The organism is Halomonas sp. CH40, assembly GCA_041875495.1.
Classification (GTDB): domain Bacteria; phylum Pseudomonadota; class Gammaproteobacteria; order Pseudomonadales; family Halomonadaceae; genus Vreelandella.
The window spans coordinates 3,536,575-3,554,818 of the sequence record CP112982.1; the positions used below are offsets into that span (position 1 = coordinate 3,536,575).

19 protein-coding genes are annotated in these 18,244 nt (G+C 57.0%); 8 read left to right on the top strand and 11 right to left on the bottom strand.

Translation table 11 applies throughout. From position 1 onward, the window contains the following. Window positions 1–3: 3 nt before the first annotated feature. The 4 genes from dapF to argH are packed head-to-tail and all read right to left on the bottom strand — an operon-like array spanning window position 4 to window position 3,666. Complete coding sequence (dapF, locus tag OR573_16120) at window positions 4–837, bottom strand: diaminopimelate epimerase (protein XGA79976.1); 834 nt, start codon at window positions 835–837, stop codon at window positions 4–6. After that, window positions 837–2,114, bottom strand: coding sequence for a diaminopimelate decarboxylase (gene lysA, locus OR573_16125; GenBank protein XGA79977.1), 1,278 nt, complete (start codon window positions 2,112–2,114; stop codon window positions 837–839). Before lysA ends, dapF begins: the two co-directional genes overlap by 1 nt. Then, entirely contained in the window at window positions 2,114–2,266 is a 153-nt protein-coding gene (locus OR573_16130; GenBank protein XGA79978.1) for a lipoprotein, read from the bottom strand. Before OR573_16130 ends, lysA begins: the two co-directional genes overlap by 1 nt. Further along, window positions 2,263–3,666: an argininosuccinate lyase gene (gene argH / locus OR573_16135; protein ID XGA79979.1), complete on the bottom strand. Its 1,404-nt coding sequence runs from the start codon at window positions 3,664–3,666 to the stop codon at window positions 2,263–2,265. Before argH ends, OR573_16130 begins: the two co-directional genes overlap by 4 nt. Before the next feature lie 169 nt (window positions 3,667–3,835). Here argH and hemC point away from each other — a divergent pair, with 169 nt between their 5' ends. From hemC to OR573_16155, 4 genes are read left to right on the top strand one after another with little or no spacing between them, the layout of a single operon-like run. Then, the gene (gene hemC / locus OR573_16140) at window positions 3,836–4,777 is read left to right on the top strand and encodes a hydroxymethylbilane synthase (GenBank protein XGA79980.1); all 942 of its coding nucleotides are present in this window, start codon (window positions 3,836–3,838) and stop codon (window positions 4,775–4,777) included. Next, window positions 4,774–5,553 (top strand): uroporphyrinogen-III synthase, encoded by a 780-nt coding sequence (locus tag OR573_16145; protein ID XGA79981.1) that lies wholly within the window; start codon window positions 4,774–4,776, stop codon window positions 5,551–5,553. The genes hemC and OR573_16145 overlap by 4 nt, the downstream gene beginning before the upstream one ends. 16 nt (window positions 5,554–5,569) lie before the next feature. Continuing rightward, on the top strand, window positions 5,570–7,030 hold the full coding sequence (locus OR573_16150) for a uroporphyrinogen-III C-methyltransferase (protein XGA79982.1): 1,461 nt from the start codon (window positions 5,570–5,572) through the stop codon (window positions 7,028–7,030). After that, complete coding sequence (locus OR573_16155) at window positions 7,027–8,304, top strand: tetratricopeptide repeat protein (protein XGA79983.1); 1,278 nt, start codon at window positions 7,027–7,029, stop codon at window positions 8,302–8,304. The genes OR573_16150 and OR573_16155 overlap by 4 nt, the downstream gene beginning before the upstream one ends. Before the next feature lie 48 nt (window positions 8,305–8,352). Here OR573_16155 and OR573_16160 read toward each other — a convergent pair whose 3' ends face one another. Together OR573_16160 and OR573_16165 are read right to left on the bottom strand one after the other, a co-directional pair. After that, window positions 8,353–8,724 (bottom strand): CrcB family protein, encoded by a 372-nt coding sequence (locus OR573_16160; protein ID XGA79984.1) that lies wholly within the window; start codon window positions 8,722–8,724, stop codon window positions 8,353–8,355. Then, window positions 8,721–9,101 carry a CrcB family protein gene (locus tag OR573_16165; protein ID XGA81777.1) on the bottom strand — a complete coding sequence of 127 codons (381 nt, stop codon included), beginning with the start codon at window positions 9,099–9,101 and terminating at the stop codon, window positions 8,721–8,723. The genes OR573_16160 and OR573_16165 overlap by 4 nt, the downstream gene beginning before the upstream one ends. A 53-nt stretch (window positions 9,102–9,154) precedes the next feature. Between OR573_16165 and OR573_16170 the strand changes: the two genes are divergently transcribed. Both OR573_16170 and OR573_16175 read left to right on the top strand, forming a co-directional pair. Further along, on the top strand, window positions 9,155–10,009 hold the full coding sequence (locus tag OR573_16170) for a DUF72 domain-containing protein (protein XGA79985.1): 855 nt from the start codon (window positions 9,155–9,157) through the stop codon (window positions 10,007–10,009). A 216-nt stretch (window positions 10,010–10,225) separates the two neighbouring features. After that, window positions 10,226–11,569 carry a sodium-dependent transporter gene (locus OR573_16175; protein XGA79986.1) on the top strand — a complete coding sequence of 448 codons (1,344 nt, stop codon included), beginning with the start codon at window positions 10,226–10,228 and terminating at the stop codon, window positions 11,567–11,569. Window positions 11,570–11,688: 119 nt separating this feature from the next. Here OR573_16175 and OR573_16180 read toward each other — a convergent pair whose 3' ends face one another. After that, entirely contained in the window at window positions 11,689–11,889 is a 201-nt protein-coding gene (locus tag OR573_16180) for a hypothetical protein (GenBank protein ID XGA79987.1), read from the bottom strand. 323 nt (window positions 11,890–12,212) lie between these two features. Between OR573_16180 and hexR the strand changes: the two genes are divergently transcribed. Next, window positions 12,213–13,067, top strand: coding sequence for a transcriptional regulator HexR (gene hexR / locus OR573_16185; protein XGA79988.1), 855 nt, complete (start codon window positions 12,213–12,215; stop codon window positions 13,065–13,067). Window positions 13,068–13,115: 48 nt separating this feature from the next. Next, window positions 13,116–15,314, top strand: a complete 2,199-nt coding sequence (gene uvrD / locus OR573_16190; GenBank protein ID XGA79989.1) for a DNA helicase II — start codon at window positions 13,116–13,118, stop codon at window positions 15,312–15,314. 82 nt (window positions 15,315–15,396) lie between these two features. Here the strand turns inward: uvrD and OR573_16195 are convergent, their stop codons facing one another. The 4 genes from OR573_16195 to OR573_16210 form a co-directional block, all read right to left on the bottom strand. Next, window positions 15,397–15,972: a TerD family protein gene (locus OR573_16195; protein XGA79990.1), complete on the bottom strand. Its 576-nt coding sequence runs from the start codon at window positions 15,970–15,972 to the stop codon at window positions 15,397–15,399. A 77-nt stretch (window positions 15,973–16,049) separates the two neighbouring features. Next, on the bottom strand, window positions 16,050–16,631 hold the full coding sequence (locus OR573_16200) for a TerD family protein (GenBank protein XGA79991.1): 582 nt from the start codon (window positions 16,629–16,631) through the stop codon (window positions 16,050–16,052). 91 nt (window positions 16,632–16,722) lie between these two features. Further along, a complete protein-coding gene (locus OR573_16205; protein XGA79992.1) occupies window positions 16,723–17,700 on the bottom strand; it encodes a calcium/sodium antiporter in 978 nt (325 codons plus the stop codon). Between the two features lie 58 nt (window positions 17,701–17,758). Beyond that, entirely contained in the window at window positions 17,759–18,211 is a 453-nt protein-coding gene (locus tag OR573_16210; protein ID XGA79993.1) for a TerB family tellurite resistance protein, read from the bottom strand. Between the last annotated feature and the right edge of the window lie 33 nt (window positions 18,212–18,244).

The following is an 18,244-nucleotide window of genomic DNA, read 5'->3' on the forward strand; positions in this document are numbered from 1 at the left end:
GGCTCAGTTAAGCACAACACGCCCATCAAATACCCGGGTAGCTGGCCCGACCATAATCAAGGCAGCTTCGGGGTCGGGCCATTCAATCGACAGCTCACCGCCGGGCAGCTCAACTGTCACCGGGCTTTTCAATAACCCCTGGCGAATGCCGCTGGCAACCGCCGCGCAGGCGCCCGTACCGCAGGCCAGGGTCTCACCGCTACCGCGTTCGAACACTCGCAGACGAATCCGGCTGGGTGAGACAACCTGCATAAAGCCAGCATTCACCTTACGGGGAAAACGTGGATGCGCCTCAATCGCTGGGCCAAGGCGCTCAACCGGCGCTGACTCCACATCGTCGACCTGTAGTACCGCATGGGGGTTGCCCATGGACACCACACTGATCGACAGGGTTTCCTCGCCAACTTGTAAGGGATGCAACGGTTGGTCTCCCGCTGCCTCAAAAGGCACGACTGCGGGCGAGAAGCGTGGGCGCCCCATATCAACGCGCACCATGCCGTCATGCTGCACCTTGAGGGTCAGCGGTCCGCCGGCGGTTTCGACGTGAATATCGCGCTTGTGAGTCAGCCGCTGATCACGTACGAAGCGCGCAAAGCAGCGCGCACCGTTGCCACAGTTTTCCACTTCGCTGCCATCGGCATTAAAAATACGATAGCGGAAATCCATTGTTGGATCCCGAGGGGGTTCAACGATCAGTAACTGATCAAAGCCGATACCAAAGCGCCGGTCTGCCAGCTGGCAGATATGGGCAGGCGTGATACGCGCCCGCTGGGTCACTAGATCCACCATGACAAAATCATTGCCCAGGCCGTGCATTTTCGTAAAGTGTAACAGCATCAGGCTTCTCCAATACCGCCTGGCAGCAGCGACTCGCCCTCCCACAGGCTTTCCAGCCGCTCGCGGGCGCGCACCACGTGGCAAGCATCGCCATCCACCATTAGTTCGGCAGGCCGCGGACGGCTGTTATAGTTGGAGGCCATCACAAAGCCGTAGGCACCGGCGGAGCGCACCGCCAGCAGATCGCCCTCGGCAATCGCCAGCTCACGCTCCTTGCCCAGAAAATCACTGGTTTCACAGACCGGCCCCACCACATCATAAAGTGCGCTTTCGCGGGCTTCCCGGGTATCCACCGGGATAATTGCCTGCCAGGCTTGGTAGAGCGCCGGGCGAATCAGATCATTCATTGCCGCATCGACAATAGCAAAGTTCTTGGTTTCACCCGGTTTAAGGAATTCAACCCGAGTCAACATTACACCAGCGTTGGCCGCAATCGAACGGCCAGGCTCAAACAGCAGCGTGAGTTTTTCGCCACCTTCCCAGCGGGAAAGACGTGACAGCAGCTGGCTGGCGTAATCAAACGGCTGGGGCGGTTTTTCATCCCGATACGGAACGCCCAGGCCGCCGCCCAGATCCAGGTGATCAAGCTCGATACCACGCTCACGCAGCCTGTCCATCAGCACCAGCAGGCGCTCCAGGGCATCCATGAAGGGGGCGGTTTCGGTCAGCTGCGAGCCGATGTGGCAGTCCATGCCCACCACATCAAGGTGTGGCAGGCTGGCTGCCAGCTCATAGACCTCCAGCGCCTCATCAACCGGAATGCCGAACTTGTTGTCTTTCAGGCCGGTGGAAATATACGGGTGCGTGCCCGCGTCCACATCCGGGTTGACCCGCAGGGATACCGGCGCCCGCTTGCCCAGCTCGCCCGCCACAGCGTTCAGGCGCTCAAGCTCGGGGCGGGATTCAACATTGAAGCACTTAATGCCCACTTCCAAGGCACGCGCCATCTCGCCAGCCTGCTTGGCAACGCCTGAGAACACCACCTTGGCAGGGTCACCACCGGCTTTCAGCACACGTTCCAGCTCGCCTATAGAGACAATATCAAACCCTGCCCCTAGTCGCGCCAGCAGACCCAGTACGGCCAGGTTGGAGTTGGCCTTGACGGCATAACAGATCAGATGGGAGTGGCTGCCCAGGGCCTCGGTATAGGCGCGAAAATGACGCGCCAACGTCGCCTTGGAGTAGACATAACACGGTGTACCGTGTTCAGCGGCAATCCGCGATAACGGTACGTCTTCGGCGTAGAGTACGCCATCGCGATAGTTAAAATGATCCATTATTCCTCCTGCTCGGCGGCGGGCGCTTCGGTTGAATCCGCTTCAGGCAAATGCAGTGGCCCTTTCTGGCCACATCCGGCAATTAACAGGCTGGCCAGAAGCCCAGCCAAGGCGACGCCGATCAGGCGCGGCGCTATACGACGTCTTTTCACAGCTGATCCTTAAGCGTATGCAGCACTTCCCGCGCCCGCTGCGCGGCAGCGCGAACCTGATCCGGTGCAGTACCGCCAATATGGTTACGCGCCGCCACCGAGCCCTCCAGGGTCAGCACTTCAAAAACATCGGCGTCGATGCTGTCAGAAAACTGTTGCAGCTCTTCCAGGCTCATTTCCGACAGGTCTTTTTCCTCTTTGAGGCCATAAGCGACCGACTGCCCGACAATTTCATGGGCATCGCGGAAGGCCACGCCATTGCGCACCAGATAATCGGCCAGATCTGTTGCCGTGGAGAAGCCCTTGCGTGCCGCCTCAAACATGTTGGCTTTTTTAGGCTCAATGGCCGGGATCATGTCAGCAAAGGCTTTCAGGCAGTCGCGCACCGTATCCACCGCATCAAACAGCGGCTCCTTGTCTTCCTGATTATCCTTGTTGTAGGCCAGCGGCTGGGACTTCATCAGGGTCAACAGGCTAATCAGGTGGCCGTAGACACGCCCAGTCTTGCCACGCACCAGCTCCGGCACATCCGGATTTTTCTTCTGCGGCATGATGGAAGAACCGGTGCAGAAGCGATCCGGCAGGTCGATAAAATCAAACTGAGCGCTGGTCCATAGCACCAGCTCTTCGCTCATCCGCGACAGGTGCATCAGCAGCAGGCTGGCAACGCTGGTAAACTCAATTGCAAAATCGCGATCCGACACCGCATCCAGGGAATTTTCAGCAGGCCGCGTGAAACCCAACAGCTCAGCGGTCATATGGCGATCAATCGGGTAGGTGGTGCCGGCCAGGGCGGCAGCTCCCAGCGGCAACACATTGATGCGTTTACGACAATCCAGCAGGCGCTCATGATCACGCGCCAGCATTTCCTGCCAGGCCAGCAGATGGTGGCCAAAGGTAACCGGCTGCGCGGTTTGCAGATGGGTAAAGCCGGGCATGATGGTGTCGGCTTCGCGATCGGCCAGCTCCACCAGCCCTTCACGCAGGCGGATCAGCTCACCTTCAATCACATCGACGGCATCACGCATGAACAGGCGAATATCCGTCGCCACCTGATCATTACGTGAACGGCCGGTATGCAGCTTTTTGCCGATAATGCCGATTTTCTGGGTCAGCCGCGCTTCAATGTTCATATGCACATCTTCAAGCGGCACCGACCATTCAAACTCACCGTTATCGATTTCGCTGCGGATCTCAGTCAGCCCCTGAACAATCGCCTCGCGCTCGTCGTCGGTTAACACCCCGATGCGGGCCAGCATGGTGGCATGCGCGATAGACCCTTGAATATCCTGATGTGCCAGGCGTTGATCAAAGGTTACCGAAGCGGTGAAGCGCGCAACAAAGGCATCGGTAGGTTCACTGAAGCGACCGCCCCAGGATTGATTGGTGGTTTGACTCATGACAACAGTATCCTGCTTGAACATTGAAATAATCGTTGGCGGAAAGTGTACCAGAGTCGCCCTGATCAGCGGCATGTCTGCAAGCGGGATTTTTCCTTGGCTGTCGAGTGCTTTATGATTAGGGCTATTATCGTTTTTATACGCCATCATGGCGACAAGGGAGAATAACGTGCAATCCATCACCAAGCTGCGTATTGCCACGCGTAAGAGCCAGTTGGCCATGTGGCAGGCTGAGCATGTACGTGACCGCCTGATAGCGTTCCACCCCGGCCTTGAAGTCGAGCTGGTCGCACTCTCCACCAAGGGCGATAAGATAATCGATACCCCGCTTTCCAAAATTGGCGGCAAGGGCCTGTTCGTCAAAGAACTCGAAGAAGCCATGCTGGATGGGCGCGCCGATATTGCCGTGCATTCCATGAAAGATGTGCCGATGCATTTTCCTGAAGGCCTGGGGCTATCGGTGATTCTGGAAGGCGCTGACCCCACCGATGCCTTTGTCTCCAATCACTACCACAACGTCGATGAGCTACCAGAAGGCGCGCGTATCGGCACCGCCAGCCTGCGCCGTGGCCTGCAGCTGCGTGAACGCCGCCCGGATCTTGAAATCCTTAACCTGCGCGGCAACGTCCAGACCCGTCTGGGCAAGCTGGATGACGGTGAATTTGATGCCATTATCCTCGCCACCTCAGGGCTCAAGCGCCTGGGCCTGGAAGCACGGATTGCCCAGGCATTGCCGCCGGAAATCTGCTTGCCTGCCTGTGGCCAGGGCGCCCTGGGTATCGAATGCCGGTTGCATGACCCTGAGCTTATTGCGCTGCTGGCACCGCTGGATGACCCGGACACGGCTACCCGGGTGCGCGCCGAACGCGCCATGAACACCCGCCTGGAAGGTGGTTGCCAGGTACCCATCGGCGGCCACGCCGTGCTCGACAAAGACGCCGAAACCCTGTGGCTGCGCGGCCTGGTCGGCAACCCGGAAGGCACTGAAGTGCTGCGCGCTGACAGTAAAGGCTCCATGCACGAACCGGAGGCACTTGGCATCAGAGTTGCCGAAGAGCTGCTGGAACAGGGTGCGGGCGATATTCTTGCCGAGGTCTACGGCGCCCAGTGATGGCTCCCGTGCTGATCTTACGCCCCGGCGAGCGTGGCGAGATACTGGCTGAAGCCCTGCAGCAGCAGGGGTTCAGCGTGGAGCGCCTGAACACGCTGACGTTGGAGCCACTGCCTGAAGAGGCTGAATTACGCTCTCTCTGGCTGGACTTTGATCAGTTCTGTAAAGTTATCGTGATCAGCCCGTTTGCGGCCCACTGCCTGGAGCAGGCGCTGGATCGTTACTGGCCACAGCTGCCGATAGGCATTGATTATTATTGCGTTGGGCGGGGCACCGCTGACATATTGCATCAACAGCTGGGCGTACGGGTACGCGTACCCGAAGCAAAACGCAATGAGGATACCAGTGAGGCCTTACTCGCGTTACCATCATTGCAGCGCGTTGAACAGCAGAAGGTATTGATCGTCGCAGGTGAGGGCGGTCGTGATCTATTGGCTGATACCTTGCGCGCGCGCGGCGCCCGCGTGACCCGCGCCAGCGTGTATCAGCGACGTTACCAGCCGCCGGATCCCAGCGGCATTGCACGGCTTGAATCAGGAAATTTTCAGGCGTTGATTGTTACCAGCGGCGAACAGCTGCAACATCTGGCAAAATGGTGCAATCAGGCAGCCTTGAACCAACCGCTAATCGTTTCCAGTCGCCGTTTAGCTACACTAGCGGCAGAATTGGGGTTTCGTGCCCCAACGGTGGCAACGGGAGCAACTCCGGCTGCACTGACGGCTGCGTTGACTCGCACCTGCAACCCACCGGGTGCCGATGTCGATCAAGGAACTTAACAAGGGCTAGCGACAGATGAGCAAACAAACAAACGATCAGGACGACGCACAGAAGACGTCTGCCGAGGCTTCGCGTAACGACGCAGCATCGTCAACGTCTGCGTCTTCAGCAAAAACGGCTGACAGCAGCAAGCATGCCAGCACGTCTGCGACGAGCACGTCCACTAGCAATACCCCTAACAGCAACACCTCCAGTAAAACGACTAATCAGCAGCAGCGCCGTGGTAAAGGCAACGCTAACGCTTCTACCAAGGCAGGCGGCCAGCAGGATTCAGGCAAGAGCAGCCAAAGCACTGCGCAATCGGCCAATACCGAGCCGACCAAAACGGATGGCGTTGCCAAAGATAGCGCCACCGCCAAGGATAACGCCCCTGCCAGCCCGGCAGCTGCGCCCTCCGGCGCTGCTGGCACCCCACCCCCCTCAGCCCCCCAACAAGGCAGTGGCGGTGGCAGCAAAAGCGGCATATTCGCCATCTTGCTGGTGGTTGTCCTGGCGGTTGCCCTGGCCTTTCTTGCCTGGGAAGGTTGGCAGCGCCTGGAGAACCAGCAGCAACGTCTTGATGAGCTTGCTCAAAAAGCCGATAACAGCGCCACACAGGCAGACCTTGCCGATCTGAATGAGCGTCTGGAAAGTGGCGAAGCCGAGCGTAACCAGGCGCTGGAAAGCACCACCAATGCGATGCAGCAAGCCTTCTCCGAGTATCGTTCTGAGGTCAACAACACGCTTGACCGTGTGCTGGCCCAACTGTCTCAGGATCAGGATGCCGATGAGCGCGAATGGCTGCATGCCGAAGCCGCCTACCTGCTACGCCTGGCCAATCAGCGCCTGCAGCTGGAACGCGACGTGGAAGGCGCTGCTGCTCTGCTGCGCACGGCTGACAGCGTGCTTAACAGCGCGGACAACCCGGCGCTGACACCTGTCCGGCGCGAGATTGCCAGTGAACTGGCCGCCCTGGATGCTGTTCCACGGGTTGATCGCACCGGTATCTACCTGGCGCTCAATGCCCAGCAGGAACGCATTGCCACCCTGCGACTTGCTCAGGAAGTTGAAGAACAGCCCGTATCTTCCAGCATTGAAGAACCGCCCACTGGTACTTTCCAGCGTCAACTGGCGCGCTTTGGTGAAGAGCTGAAGGATCTGGTAGTTGTCCGTGGTCATGACGAAGCCATGGAAGTGCTGATCACGCCCGAACAGGAATCCTACCTGCGTCAGAGCCTGCGCCTGATTCTTGAGCAATCCCAGCTGGCGGTACTCAAGGAAGAGCAGGAGCTGTTTGAAGCCAGCATCGACAAGGCGCTTGACCTGCTCAATCGCTACTACGACACCTCGCGCAGTGAAACCCAGGGCGTCATCTCCCGTCTGGAAGAAATCAAGCAGACCAATGTGACGCCTGAGCTGCCCGACATCAGCCGTTCACAGCAGGCCCTGGCCGAGTTCATCGAGAACCGCTATGAATCGCGTGGAGGTGAGTCATGAGAAAACTCGTTCTCCTCATCATCGCCGGCCTGGCCGTTGGTGCCTTTTTCGGCCACCTGATGATGTCGGTTCCTGGCTATTGGCTGGTACGCGTCGGTGACACTTCGGTGCAAACCTCCTTCTGGTTTGGCCTGGTGCTGCTGCTTGGCGCCTTCATCGCCTTACACTTTGCGCTGCGCCTGCTGACCGGCATTATTCGCCCGATGGGGCGGTTTCGCAGCTGGAACAGCCGGGCCCGCAATCGTCGCGCCATGAAACGTACCGTACGTGGCCTGGTAGCATTGACCGATGGGCGGTGGAAAAAGGCTGAGAAAACCCTGGTAGGTGCTGCAGATGACTCAAGCACGCCGCTGGTCAACTACCTGTCCGCCGCCCTTGCTGCCCACTACCAGGGCAACTACGACAAGTCACAGCAACACCTGAATAAGGCTCAGCTCACTACCGATGGCGCCGATACGGCCATTGGCCTGATGCAGGCCCAACTGCTGATTGACCGTCAGCAGCCTGAAGATGCTCTGGCGATTCTGAATCGTCTTGACAGCAAGATGGCCAACCACCCGCAGGTGCTCAAGCTGCTCAAGCAGGTTCACCTCAGCGTCAATGACTGGGACGGTTTGCGTCGCCTGATTCCCCGTCTGGCAGCTCAGAAGCTGATTTCCCAGACGGAGCGCGAGCAACTGGAATATCGCGCCTATCGCGAGATGATTCTCTTTGAGGCCAAGAATCCTGATGATATCGAACGGATTCGCAGCCTGTGGGCGGATATGCCGGATTATCTGCGTGGCAACACCGAGCTGATCGTTCTGTACGCCGAAGCTCTGGTACAGGCTGATGAAGATGCCATTGCCGAGCGGCTACTCAACCATTCGCTGGACCACCACTGGGATGCGCGCCTGGTAACCCGCTATGGCTTGCTGAACGTGGATGCTGATCGTCAGCTGGTCAAGGCTGAAAAATGGCTGCAGGAAAGGCCCAATGACCCTGAACTGCTATTGACCTGTGGTCGCCTGTCGCTGCGTACCGGCAAGTGGGAAAAGGCTCAGGAATACTTTGAGGCCAGCCAGCGCCAGCGCCCCAGCGGTGTGGTATGTGCTGAACTGGCACGCTTGTATGCAAGCCTTGGCGAACATAACAAGAGCCAGCTTTACTACCGCCAGAGCGTGGAAATGCTGGCCAAGTCGCTGCCATCCCTGCCACAGCCCAAGCAGCCGGAAGGAACGACCTCATCCGCTGGCGAGGTTGTGGAAGCCGAGGACAGCGCCAAATCAGCCTGAAAGTAACTTTCTCTGCAAAACTCTGTCGTTTTTATATTTCGGGTGCCTTTATCGGCACCCGTTTTTTTTCATCATGCGATACTGCACCCAGCCAGCCGCCATTAACCAGCCTGCCACGCTGACAGCAAGATAAAGCGCTGCCAACCAGGGTTGCTCCCTTTGCCAGAGATCCCATACTTCCAGACTGAACAGCGAAAACGTTGTAAAGCCGCCACAAAACCCGGTTACCCAAAAAGCCTGCCAGCGCGCCTGAGAAAACCCGACAATCAGCGCTGACCCCAGCACGTTAACTGCCAGGGTCGCCCATGGAAACCCAGGCCCGAAAAATCCCAAGGCATTCATTGAAATCCAGTAGCGCAAACCTGCCCCCAGTGCGCTTCCCGCCCCGACGGCAAGATACGTTGTCACCCTGTTGATCATGCCATCACCATCGCAATCGACAGGTGACCACTGACGACCATGGCCAGGCCCCCAGCAAGGCTGGCCACAAGATACGCCACCGCCACCACAGGGCGTTGCTGCCAGAGTGTCAGCACCTGCAGACTCAGTGTGGACACGGTGGAATAACCACCCAACAGGCCCGCCGCAATCACGGCCCAGCCAAGCGTTCCCAGCTCTTCTCCCGATACTTGCCAGACCGCAAAAGCAGCGCCCATCATCAAGGCTGCCGTCAGATTGACGGTTAGGGTGCCCCATGGAAAATAGCCACTTGTATAGCGGCTAACGCTGTTGCCGACCCATAAGCGCAGCATGCCACCCAAGGCGCCGCCCAGCATGACGCCTATCATTGTTATCATACTCACAGATGACTCCCCGTCTTTATGCATCCTTAATCGGCGTTTAACACACCATGACACTACCTTTGTATCTGGGTTTACCCATGTGGGCCAACCAGGACTGGTGCGGCAGCCTTTATCCTCAGCATGCCAAATCCAACCTGCTCGGCGACTATGCGGCTGTTTTTTCCAGCGTTGAGGGCAACACTACGTTTTATAGCGGAGCGCCTTCAGCTGCAACGCTGAACGCCTGGGCAAGCCAGGCACCCAAGGGTTTTCGCTTCTGCTTCAAGTTGCCTGCGGCGGTTACCCACGAACAGCGTCTGGCTGACCCGCAGGCTGCGCTGGATTTTCTGGATGCGTTGTCACCGCTGCATCACCAGCTTGGGCCCACCATGATTCAACTGCCGGGCGATTTTGGCCCACGGGAGCTGCCTCGCCTTGAAGCGTTATTGAACGTCTGGCCACGCCATTTACCCTGTGCAGTGGAAGTGCGTCACCCTGAGTTTTTCCACAAAGGGGCTTCCGAGCAAGCGTTGAACCGATTGTTGATAACTTTTTCAGCTAACCGCGTCATGCTTGATGTCCGCCCGGTTTTTTCCACCTCAGCCGAAGGTAGCCCGGGGCTTGCCCACGCACAGCAGGAAAAACCCAAACTCCCGTTACACGTGCTTTCCACGGCTAATCAGCCGGTCATACGCTTTATTGGCCATCTTGACAAGCAAATAAACTCAGATTATTTCAGCGCCTGGAAAAAACAGCTCTCCCTGTGGATAAGTCAGGGGAAAACCCCTTTCTTATTTGTGCATACTGCTGATAACCGCCATGCGCCCGCCATGGCGCGCCTGCTCTATCAACAACTCGCAGCCCACGCCGGGTTAGCCCCTTTAGGTGATTTTCCAGGGGAAAAGCAAGCCGCCCTTTTCTAGCTATCTTTTTCAGATGAGATCACTGGCAAGCCTGCCTTTGATCAGATAAATTGTCCGCCATGCTTGGAAAGTAGTGATTATTCGACGGCTACTGTCGACTTTTTCCGGCCTGCTGTTCAGCATGCGCAATGTTAAGCATCCATGATGCAACACATCTGCCGCTGCTTTAATCCAAGCAACACATCAAAACGAACACAACTATTAAACAGGTGATGTATGGCGAAACATTCACATGCACAATGGTCATCGCGGATGACCTTTGTGCTGGCGGCCGCAGGTTCTGCGGTGGGTCTTGGCAATATCTGGCGCTTTTCCTACCTGGTAGGTGAAAGCGGTGGAGCTGCCTTTGTACTGGTCTATCTGGCGTGTGTCGCCCTGGTCGGCGTGCCCATTCTGCTCTCCGAGTGGATGATCGGACGGCGCGGCCAGCAAAACCCTATCGACAGTATGGTGAAGCTGGCCAAGCAAAGTGGCGTCAGTAAGTCCTGGGCGCTGGTCGGGTTCAGCGGCGTACTGGCAGGGTTTCTGATCCTGTCTTTCTACAGCGTGATCGGCGGCTGGTCGCTGAACTACACTCTGAACGCGGTGACCGGCACCTTCACGGGTCAGGATGCTGACAGTATCGGCGCCATTTTCAGTGGCATGCTGGCCAGCCCCGGCACGCTGTTGCTGTGGCACACCGCCTTCATGCTGCTGGTAGTGGGCATTGTCGCCCGTGGCGTTACCCAGGGTATCGAAAGCGCTGTGCGCTCCATGATGCCGGCACTGGTAATTCTGATGCTGATTCTGGTGGGTTATGGCATGACCACCGGCCACTTCGGTGAAGCCCTGGGCTTTATGTTCAGCCCGGATTGGGGCGCGCTGGATGGCGGCGTCGTGCTGGCGGCCATGGGGCAGGCATTTTTCACCCTATCACTGGGCATGGGCATCATGATGGCCTATGGTTCCTATCTGGGTGAAGACGTTAACCTGTTGAGCACAGCACGCACGGTAATCATTATTGATACGTCGATTGCCCTGCTGGCGGGCCTGGCCATCTTCCCGATCGTGTTTGCTAACGGCATGAGCGCTGGTGAAGGCCCCGGGCTGATCTTTGTCACCCTGCCGATTGCCTTTGGCAATATGACCGGCGGCGTTGTGCTGGGGCTGATGTTCTTCCTGCTGTTGACCTTTGCAGCCCTGACCTCAGCGATTTCACTGCTGGAACCCACCGTTGAAATGCTTGAAGAACGCACGCGGCTACCGCGGCTGACGGCCACCATCATCAGTGGTCTTGCTGTCTGGTTACTGGGGGTTGCGGCGCTGCTGTCATTCAACCTGTGGTCGGAGGTGCTTTTCCTGGGGCTGAATATCTTTGACCTGCTCGACACCTTTACTGCCAAGATCCTGCTGCCGCTCACCGGCCTGGGTGCCATCGTCTTTGTCGCCTGGTGCCTTAAGCGCCAAAGCGTGGAAGGAGAGCTGGGGCTGTCGTCAACAGGCATCAAGGTGTGGAATATTATCGGCCGCTATATTGCGCCGATAGGCGTGATTGCCGTCTTTATTGCTGGCTTTATCTAAAGCCAGAGAGCGTGAAAACCTCTCTGCGCCCTGTCATGGTTCACCCATGGCAGGGCGTTTTTCATACGTGCGGGCCACCGGCTGAAACGGGCAGATGGCCTTGGAAAGGAGTCGGAAAATCAATGCAGCTCGGGTTCCGGCAAGTCTGCAATCTCCTGGGTAAGCTTTTGAAACTCGCGGTGCAGTTCGATACCGCGCCTAGCGCGCAGGCTGCGTTGGGCAGAGACACGCTGGCGTTCAGCATGTTCATTGACCTGCATGCTCATGAAGATATCGAGCAGCTCGCTTTTGACTGAGGTGACTCGTTCGATGTTACGCATAATCGACGTTCCTCCAGGTGAATATGCCTTCGTCCACCTGCACCTGCCACGCCTGTTGCAATCCATGACGCCTACAGCATGATGCAGTGCGGCACTTCAATTATTACTATAACCTAGTTGACAAAATGATGAACCTTTACGAAAAAAATGGTTAACGCTGTTTAAACGCCAATATCCAGACGGATATCCAAACGAACGACAACATCGCCATTTTTGCTCAGGAATCAGGCATACTGACGCCTGGCGGCCTCTTATTGCCCTTACCCCAAAGGCGAGACAGACAGGGGCGAAGACAAGATTGTTATTTATGAAAGGAGCTGAATGTGAGTCGCGCCCTGTTCGATGAAATGAGACGCCGTATGGAGCACTTCCGTCGCTCCGAACAGAAAGTGGCGCGCTTTGTGCTGCGCAATCCTGACGAAGTCATCCATATGCGGATCGTTGATCTGGCCACTGAAGCCAAGGTCAGCGAGCCGACAGTGGTGCGCTTTTGCCGGGCATTGGGCTGCAACGGCTTCCAGGATTTCAAGCTGCAGCTGGCCCAGATGCTGGCTACTGGCAGCCAGTTTGCCCAGTTTTCGATGAATGATAGCGACTCGGTGGCAGAGTTTTCCTACAGCATTTTTGATTCGACTGTGGGCACTCTGCTGTCAGTCCGCGACCGTCTGGATAATGATGCGCTAGGCCGTGCGGTCAATGCCCTGGCCATGGCGAATCGGGTCGAGTTCTACGGTTTTGGGGCTTCCGGGGCGGTCGCCTTTGATGCCCAGCACAAGTTCTTTCGTCTGCAGATTTCCACCTCCGCCTACGCAGACCCCCATATGCAGAACATGTCGGCTGTCACGCTCAACGAAGGCGATGTAGTGGTGGCAATTTCCCAGACGGGGCGTACCAAGGCGCTGGTAGCCAGTGTACGTCTGGCCCGCGAGGCCGGGGCTACGGTGATCGGCCTGTGCCCAAGCGATTCACCGCTTTCCCAGGAAGTCACCCTGCCGCTGTATATCGATGTGCATGAGGACACCGAAATTTACACGCCAATGAGTTCGCGTATTGCCCACCTGGTACTGATTGATGTGCTAGCGGTCGGGGTTGCCAAGACCCGAGGCCCAAAGCTCGCCGAACAGCTCAAGGCGGTTAAAAAGAGCCTGAACACCTTGCGCTTTCCGGAAGACAACTGATCCTGTGGTAGAATCCCTGTTCATTTTTCGACCTGTGCAATGGCTTCTATGGATGACGTGACGGCGATTCTCGATCAGCTTAATGCCGATCAACGCGAGGCAGTCAGCGCCCCGCAAGGTAATTCACTGGTACTGGCGGGCGCTGGCTCCGGCAAGACCCGAGTGCTGGTGCATCGCATCGCCTGGCTGATGCAGGCAGAAGGGCTTTCGCCCTATGCGCTGCTGGCAGTGACCTTCACCAACAAGGCCGCCCGTGAAATGCGTACCCGCCTGGAGGCGCTGCTGGGCATTTCCCTGCGTCACGTCTGGGTCGGCACCTTTCACTCCATTGCCCATCGCCTGCTACGTACCCACTGGCAGGATGCGCGCCTGCCCCAACACTTCCAGATCATTGATTCCGACGATCAATTGCGCCTGGTTAAACGTCTGCTGAAAGATTACTCGATTGACGACGAACGTTTTCCGCCCCGCCAGGTGCAGGGCTTTATTTCAGGCTGCAAGGAAGAGGGGCTGCGCGCCCATCAGGTCGATGTGGCAGGTGATGCCTACATGGGCCAGATGGTTGAACTCTACGAGCGCTACCAGCTGACCTGTGAACGCGGTGGCCTGGTCGATTTTGGCGAACTGCTGCTCAGAAGCCTGGAGCTTTTGCGCGACAACCCTGCCCTGCTGGCCCATTACCGCGAGCGTTTCGGCCATGTGCTGGTCGATGAGTTCCAGGATACCAACACCCTGCAGTATGCCTGGCTAAAGCTGATTACCGGCATGCAGATCCCGATGACCATCGTTGGCGATGATGACCAGTCAATCTACGGCTGGCGCGGCGCCAAGGTCGAAAATATCCGCCGTTTCGAGCAGGAATTCCCCCAGGTTAAAACCGTACGCCTGGAGCAGAACTACCGCTCAACCAGCGCCATTCTGGAAGCCGCCAACTTCTTGATCAGCCATAACAGCGACCGCCTGGGCAAGAACCTGTGGACAGAAGGCGCTGAAGGCGAGCCAATTTCAATTTACGCGGGTTTCAACGATCTGGAAGAAGCGCGTTTTATTGTTGATACCCTCAAGGAGCAGGTCGATAAGGGCATCAGGCGCAGTGATGTGGCGATTCTTTATCGCTCCAATGCCCAGTCACGCTTGCTGGAAGAAACCCTGATTCGCCAGGGCGTGCCTTATCGTATCTATGGTGGCCACCGCTTCTACGAGCGGCTGGAAATCAAGAATGCGTTAGCCTATCTGCGCCTGCTGCTGAACCGCGATGACGATGCCTCTCTGGAGCGGGTCATCAACGTGCCCACCCGAGGTATCGGTACCCGCACGGTAGAAATTATTCGCCAACGCGCCCGCGAACAGGGCATCTCGCTGTGGCAGGCGCTTCACGACAGCCTTCAGGATGCTACTCTCAGGGGCCGTGCTGGTAACGCCGTACAAGCCTTTGCCAACCTGATCGAGCAACTCGACAACGATGCCTCAGGTCTTGTCCTGCATGAAATCATGGATCACGTTATTGCCCATACCGGCCTGATCGAGCATCACAAGAGCGAGCGCGGTGAAAAGGGCCAGGCGCGGGTGGAAAACCTCGAAGAGCTGGTCACCGCTGCACGGGCCTTCACCCATGGCGATGCCTTTGAAACCCCCGAAGCTGGTGAAGGCATGGCCGCACTGGAAGCGTTTCTGTCCGAAGCGGCGCTTAATGCCGGTGACCACGAAGCGGAAGAGTTTGAAGACAGTGTCCAGCTGATGACCTTGCATTCCGCCAAGGGGCTGGAGTTTCCGGTGGTATTTATTGCCGGAGTGGAAGAAGGCCTCTTTCCTCACAAGATGTCGCTGGAAGAACCCGGCCGGCTGGAAGAAGAGCGCAGGCTTTGCTATGTCGGGGTCACCCGCGCCATGCACAAGCTCTACATGACCCATGCCGAAACCCGCCGCCTGCACGGCAAGGAAGTCTTCCCGCGGCCATCGCGATTTCTCCGCGAGCTGCCACCCCATCTGCTGGAAGAGGTGCGCATGCGCGGCCAGGTATCGCGCCCGGTGACCGCTACACGCAGCTCCCTCAGCCAGCAAAGCATTGAAAGCAGTGGCGATATCCCCAGCCTGCATGTCGGGCAAGGGGTTGAGCACCCAGTGTTTGGCGAAGGTATTATCCTCAATGCAGAGGGCGAAGGCCCCCGCGCCCGGGTGCAGGTCAGCTTTGAAGGCGAAGGGGTGAAATGGCTGGTACTCGGGTTTGCCAAGCTGACGCCGCTATAAAGCCTTATAGATATCCATGCGTAAAAACGGGGCCTGCATGGCAGGCCCCGTTGTCTAATTCAGATTGCTTGGCGGTAATAGGTTAAACGTTCACACCAAAAGAGCTGGCCAGCGGATGCAGGCCGCCGCCAAAACCTTGGCCAATCGCCTTGAATTTCCACTCATCACCGTGGCGATAGACTTCACCAAAGATCATCGCGGTTTCTACGCTGTAGTCTTCGCTAAGGTCATAGCGGGCCAGTTCCTTGCCGTCCTCGCCGTTGACAACACGCATAAACGCATTGGAGACCATGCCAAAGTTCTGTTTGCGGCTTTCGGCGTCATGGATAGTCACCGCAAAGGCCAGCTTCTTGACATCAGCGGGAACGCTTGAAAGATCAATTTTGACCTGTTCATCGTCGCCTTCACCTTCGCCGGTCTTGTTGTCGCCCTGGTGCTCAACCGCACCATCGCCACCGACCTTGTTGTTGTAGAACACAAAATCCGTGTCGCTACGCACCTTGCCATCTTCGCCACACAAAAAGACTGAGGCGTCCAGGTCGAACTCCTGACCGTCGGTAACCCGCGGATCCCAGCCCAGGCCAACGACCACGTGCTTAAGCCCAGGGGCTTCTTTGCTAAGGGATACGTTACCGCCTTTGGAAAGAGAAACTGCCATATCTGGCTCCTTTGTTCATATTGGATCGTTCAAGTTGAATCGTAAACGCCTGGGTGATTCAGCCGCCAGGCGTTGGGTTACGCTGTGGCATTGATACCATAACGCTGGCACATGGCCAGCAAGCCGCCGGCATAGCCTTGGCCAACGGCGCGGAATTTCCACTCGCCGTTGTGCCGGTAGACCTCGCCGAACTCCAGGGCAGTTTCAGTGGAGTAGTCTTCGCTTAAATCGTAGCGCACCACCTCATTGCCAGTATCGTTATTGACGACCCGGATAAAGGCGTTCTGCACCATGCCAAAATTCTGTTTACGGTTATCAGCTTCATGGATGGTCACCGTCACCACCAACCGCTGAATGTCAGCAGGCACCCCGTCGAGATTGACTTCAATCGCCTCGTCGTCGCCTTCGCCTTCACCGGTGCGGTTATCGCCCGTATGCACGACTGAACCATCGGCTGACTTAAGCTGGCCATAGAAGATGAAGTCTGCGTCGCTGCGCACCTTGCCTTCGCTATTGACCATAAAGACCGAAGCGTCCAGATCGAAATCATTGCCAGAAGTGGCACGCTCGTCCCAGCCAAGCCCGATCAGGATATTCTTGAGCCCTGGGTCGGTCTTGGACAGCGAGATGTTGCCACCCTTGGAAAGCGATAGTGCCATATGCGTGTCTCCTTTCGTTTGCTGTGACGTTTGCGTGCGTACTTTCTACGTATGAACCTTTTTATGTATGAAGCTTAAAATCAAGTGTGGATCAGGGGGCGATGACGACAAGACTGTCCGCCACCGTGTACTGGGCCACGATAAAGGCAACATAGCATACCGCCATCACTGCACCGGCGATGCGCCCGATCCTGCCCACAAAGAGCAGAAAAGCAGCAAAGATCAGCGTCACCGCCACCACAGCGACCAGATCCAGAGACGCAAAGCGTGGATCAATCAACAGCGGCCGTGCGATGGCAGAAATGGCCATGACTGAAAAGATATTGAATATGTTACTGCCGATGATGCCACCGACAATCATATCGTTCTGGCCTTTGCGCGCCGCCGCGACGCAGGCGGTCAGTTCAGGCAGCGAGGTACCGAAAGCAATCATCGTCATGCCAATGACCGCTTCAGGAACATCAAGGGCAAGCCCACCTGCCACGGCCCCCTGAACCAGAATCTCGGAACCCACCAGCAGGGTCAGAATACCCACCAGCAGCATCAGCCCCGGAAAGCGACCGCCCGCATCATGCTCCTCAACTTCATCCACATCGAGCTTACTCGCCTTGTACTGGTAGAAAACGTAACCCACCAGCGCTGCCAGCATTACCAGACCACCCCAGAGAGGCAGAATGCCAGCGAGTATCGCGGCCACCATGCCGGCAGTCGCCACCAGCATCACTATCGTATCCAGCCTTACATCGGAACGACTAAAGACGACCGGTGCAATCATCGCCGCCACGGCAATCACCATAAAGACGTTGGCAATGTTGGAACCGATGACATTACCTACCGAGATGCCAGGAAACCCTGACAGGTTGGCGTTAATTGAGGTAAAAAGCTCGGGCGCCGAAGTTCCAAAGGCCACCACGGTGGCGGCAATAAACAGCTTGGATAGCCCCAAGCGCCCTGCCACTGTGACTGCATTATCAACCGTCCAGTCCCCTCCCTTGATCAGCAGCCAGACGCCAAATGCTATAGCGCCAAGTGCAATGAGGGAAAGCTGGTAGGTACTGAGTTCGTGCATGTTGATTCCTGAAAAAATGCAGCAATAAGAAGAGGGTCAGTCAGGGTAAACAAAGCGCTTAAAGATCGAACTCTTCAGGTTTGAGGCCAAGCTCCTGGGCAATTTCGCGTACGACGGCCTTCTCGTCATCATCAAAATCACCGTCGGCGGCACCAATGGCACACACGACACGAACCACCATTCTGGCCTGGTCGTCCTTATCACGTACCTTGGCAATGGTTTTCAGCGCGTTGGCCTTGCCGATCGCCTGATCAAACTCGAAATCGCCAACCGTCTTGTTGAATACCTCAATCACCTGGCGGATATCGAAATGCTTCATTTCTTCGGAGCGTTCCAGAAAGGCGGTCATCTTCTGTTTTTCGGAAGCATCCACCGTACCGTCAGCGGCTGCTACCAGCGCGCAGCCTGCGACCACGGCTTCCATAAACGTACGGTTCTTGAATTTCGCGACTTCAGCGGTGAGGTTTTCGCGTGCTTTAGTGATGTTTTCTTTCAGCCAGTTCATAGCCATCTTGTTTCTCCTTTCAAGTGATGCGTTATATAG